This is a genomic window from Dethiosulfatibacter sp., from assembly GCF_983023055.1.
Genome location: NZ_CEZJXU010000332.1, coordinates 1 through 2997, shown reverse-complemented (window position 1 = coordinate 2997; position 2997 = coordinate 1). Strand labels below are relative to the sequence as shown.

3 protein-coding genes are annotated in these 2997 nt (G+C 33.8%); 2 read left to right on the top strand and 1 reads right to left on the bottom strand.

What is annotated here, in order from left to right; translation table 11 throughout:
• Positions 1 to 387: 387 nt before the first annotated feature.
• Complete coding sequence (locus tag AC3AX0_RS10530) at positions 388 to 858, top strand: GyrI-like domain-containing protein (protein WP_487550247.1); 471 nt, start codon at positions 388 to 390, stop codon at positions 856 to 858.
• A gap of 109 nt (positions 859 to 967) precedes the next feature.
• Here AC3AX0_RS10530 and AC3AX0_RS10525 read toward each other — a convergent pair whose 3' ends face one another.
• The gene (locus AC3AX0_RS10525; RefSeq protein WP_487550246.1) at positions 968 to 2293 is read right to left on the bottom strand and encodes an HD-GYP domain-containing protein; all 1326 of its coding nucleotides are present in this window, start codon (positions 2291 to 2293) and stop codon (positions 968 to 970) included.
• A gap of 446 nt (positions 2294 to 2739) precedes the next feature.
• On the opposite strand from AC3AX0_RS10525, the gene AC3AX0_RS10520 reads away from it, so the two are divergent.
• The gene (locus AC3AX0_RS10520) at positions 2740 to 2919 is read left to right on the top strand and encodes a YbbN family protein (protein ID WP_487550245.1); all 180 of its coding nucleotides are present in this window, start codon (positions 2740 to 2742) and stop codon (positions 2917 to 2919) included.
• Positions 2920 to 2997 lie beyond the last annotated feature (78 nt).

Sequence of the window (2997 nt, the reverse complement as noted above, 5' to 3'; positions counted from 1 at the left end):
ATCGAATAAGTCTTTTGACTGACATTTGATGCTTCTTTGTTTTTGTAGAATTTTGCAGAAAAAGCATTATGAAAGGTGGTTTTGGGACTAAATTAGGTGAAATAAAAATAAATATAAATATATTGTTTAAAAAACTAAATTTTTTCTCGAGTTTAGGTTAAGTATTTAACAGACTAAAAATAGATAACTATTTAACAATCAAGTAATACGAACAAATGGGTATATACCGTTAAATTATTAACATTATTGCCATGCCAATTATGTTAATAATTTAACTAACCGTTGATATTACAACAAAGAAAACGTTTGCAAAAATATAAAAAGAGAGTTATAATTAATTAAGAGAAAAAATACAAATACAAAACATATAAATCAGGAGGGAATTTTATGAACTATCAATGCAAGATAATCGATGAAAAAACAACTCATCATGTTTTAGTTATTAACAAGACAACAACAATTGAAGAGATGCCCAAGGTATTAAGCGAATGCTACAGTAGAATTAAGGGATATTTAAATGGAATCGGTGAAATTCCCGTTGGAGCACCATTTGTTGCTTTCCACAACGATGATGTTGAGAATCTTGAAATCGAAATTGGATTGACAGTAGGAAAGAGAATTAAGGGCGAAAAAGACATCTTAGCCAGAGATATTCCTGGAGGAAAGAAAGTATCTTGTGTACATGTAGGAACATACGAAGAAATTGAGCCAAACCACGATACCATCAGAAGATGGATGGAAGAACACCACTATAAGCCTAAGGGAGTATCATACGAGTTTTATGTAGATGATCCATTGGAAGTAGCTGAAGGCAAAATGCAGACAAAAGTTGTATTCCCATTGGCTCAGGAAAAATAGGAAATGGTTAAGTGTGCAATAAAAGGGTGAATATACAAAACGAGTGCCTCGGGGCACTCGTTTTGGTTTATTGCTAATATAGTTAATATTTTTCCGTGTTGGTTTATTGTTAGTTCATCATTCGTGGAAGTTTTCTTTCCTTTGTCGAGTTTCTTCTTTCTATGATATTGTGTGATTTTGAAATAATGTTGAAGGCATATTCAACTTCCTTGAATATTTTCATAAGGTCAGGATCGAAATGTGAGCCCGTATCTTTTATCATTATCTCCATTGCTTCTGTATGGCTGAATATTTCCTTGTAGGGACGCTTTGTTGTAAGGGCGTCGTAGACATCTGCTATGGCAAGAATCCTTGCCGTCAGAGGAATATCATGGCCTGACAGGCCATCAGGATAACCCGAACCGTCAAATTTTTCATGGTGGTATCTCGTTATTTCAAGTCCCATGTTTACGAAAATATTATTGGGATATTTCTTTTTCAAAGTAATCAGTGTATCGCTGCCGATTATTGTATGCATCTTGATTCTGGTAAATTCATCCTTTGTTAGCGGTCCTGGCTTTAAGAGTATTCTGTCTTCTATACCAACCTTTCCTATATCGTGAAGGGCGCTTGCCATTTCAATAGTGTCCACAAACTTATTTTTTTGTATGTCCATCTTTGAATATACTGTCCAGTCTATTTTTTCGGCGATTAGCCTGCAATATTTTCCAACTCTTTCTATATGTACTCCCGTATCCCTGTCTCTAGATTCAGCAAGCTTTGCCAGAGCATATATTGTTGCCGATTGCTGGTCTGTTATTTCCTTTACCTGCAATGCAACCCTTTCTTCAAGATTGTGGTTGTCGCTTTCGATTTTTATACTTTGAAGATAGTTTTTTCTTGAATAGTATTCAAGAAAATATCCACCCATCATGCCGATTATGTTTGAACCCATTATGAAGATGAATACTATAAAGGTTTCCAGATCTATGTTTGATCCTTGTGATACCGATACGAAGAGGTAAAAGAATAGTATTGCCCAACCTATTGCTGTTGAATACTTGTACTTGAGATTCAGAACAAAGTAAGCAGAATATGTTATGAGAAAGATTGCTCCGTAATAACCAAGGTTTCCTCTTGACTGTAGAAGCATTATTGAAAATCCACTTCCCGCAATTATCAGTGCAACGGTCAGGATAATATGATTATAATCCTTGAACCATCTAGAAAATGACAAAACAAAGGCTACAAAGAATACAGGAAGCACCATAAACAGTTTGACTCTAATAATCAAACCGTTAGGGTCATTGAAAAGCTTTGCATCATAAAATGAAAAAATTCCAAACATTATTATTAGGAGACCAAGTACTATTCTTATCTGTCTTAGATTTTCATTGTATTTAAAATCACAGTATTCTTTTTCCAGAATGCTATCAAATTTTAAATTGATATTCATTGAGTTTAAAGAGTCCACGCTATCACCCCTACTTAAATATGAAGTCATATTACTTATACCAAAAATACGGTAAAATATTCATTAATTATATATATTTACATGATATTGTATAAATAAAAAAAGTTGGAAGTCCAGAATATATGTTTTATTCAAAGAGATATGGTGAATTTGGTTATGCCATTGTGATATAATATTACAAGCGGGAATAATGGTGCCTGTGGAATTTCTTGGATTCAATCCTATGGAGAAGACGGCTGAATTCATTGCTGAAAGATTCAGGAACATTGCATCGGATATAAGAATATGGGAGTAATATGAAAAAAATTATTGATATGGATGAATTTAACAGGTTTTTGGAGATAAACAAATCTGTACTTCTTGTAGTATCTGCGGGGAACTGAAGCGTCTGCGATTCTGTAGTTGACAGAATAGATGGAGAAATGAACATGGAAGGCCTTGAAGCCGTACTGGTCAAGATTGAAGACATCCCACAGATTCAGGGAAGATTTCTTGCTTTTTCAGCACCTCTTGTTGTACTTCTTAAGAATGGAAGGGAGTTTTCGAGACAGGCAAGGTTCATAGATTTTACAAGGTTGAAAAAGGATGCTGAATTTATACTTAATTAAAATATAGTGCATTAAAAATAATATTTCTGGAGGCATATTATGGATGATAAAATCATATTTGGAAAAGGAGAAAATCTG

What these genes read in the sequence shown, in the direction of transcription:
- AC3AX0_RS10530 (WP_487550247.1), top strand. Translation starts at nt 388, where the DNA reads ATGAACTATCAATGCAAGATAATCGATGAAAAAACAACTCATCATGTT.
- AC3AX0_RS10525 (WP_487550246.1), bottom strand. Translation starts at nt 2,293, where the DNA reads ATGAATATCAATTTAAAATTTGATAGCATTCTGGAAAAAGAATACTGT.
- AC3AX0_RS10520 (WP_487550245.1), top strand. Translation starts at nt 2,740, where the DNA reads ATGGAAGGCCTTGAAGCCGTACTGGTCAAGATTGAAGACATCCCACAG.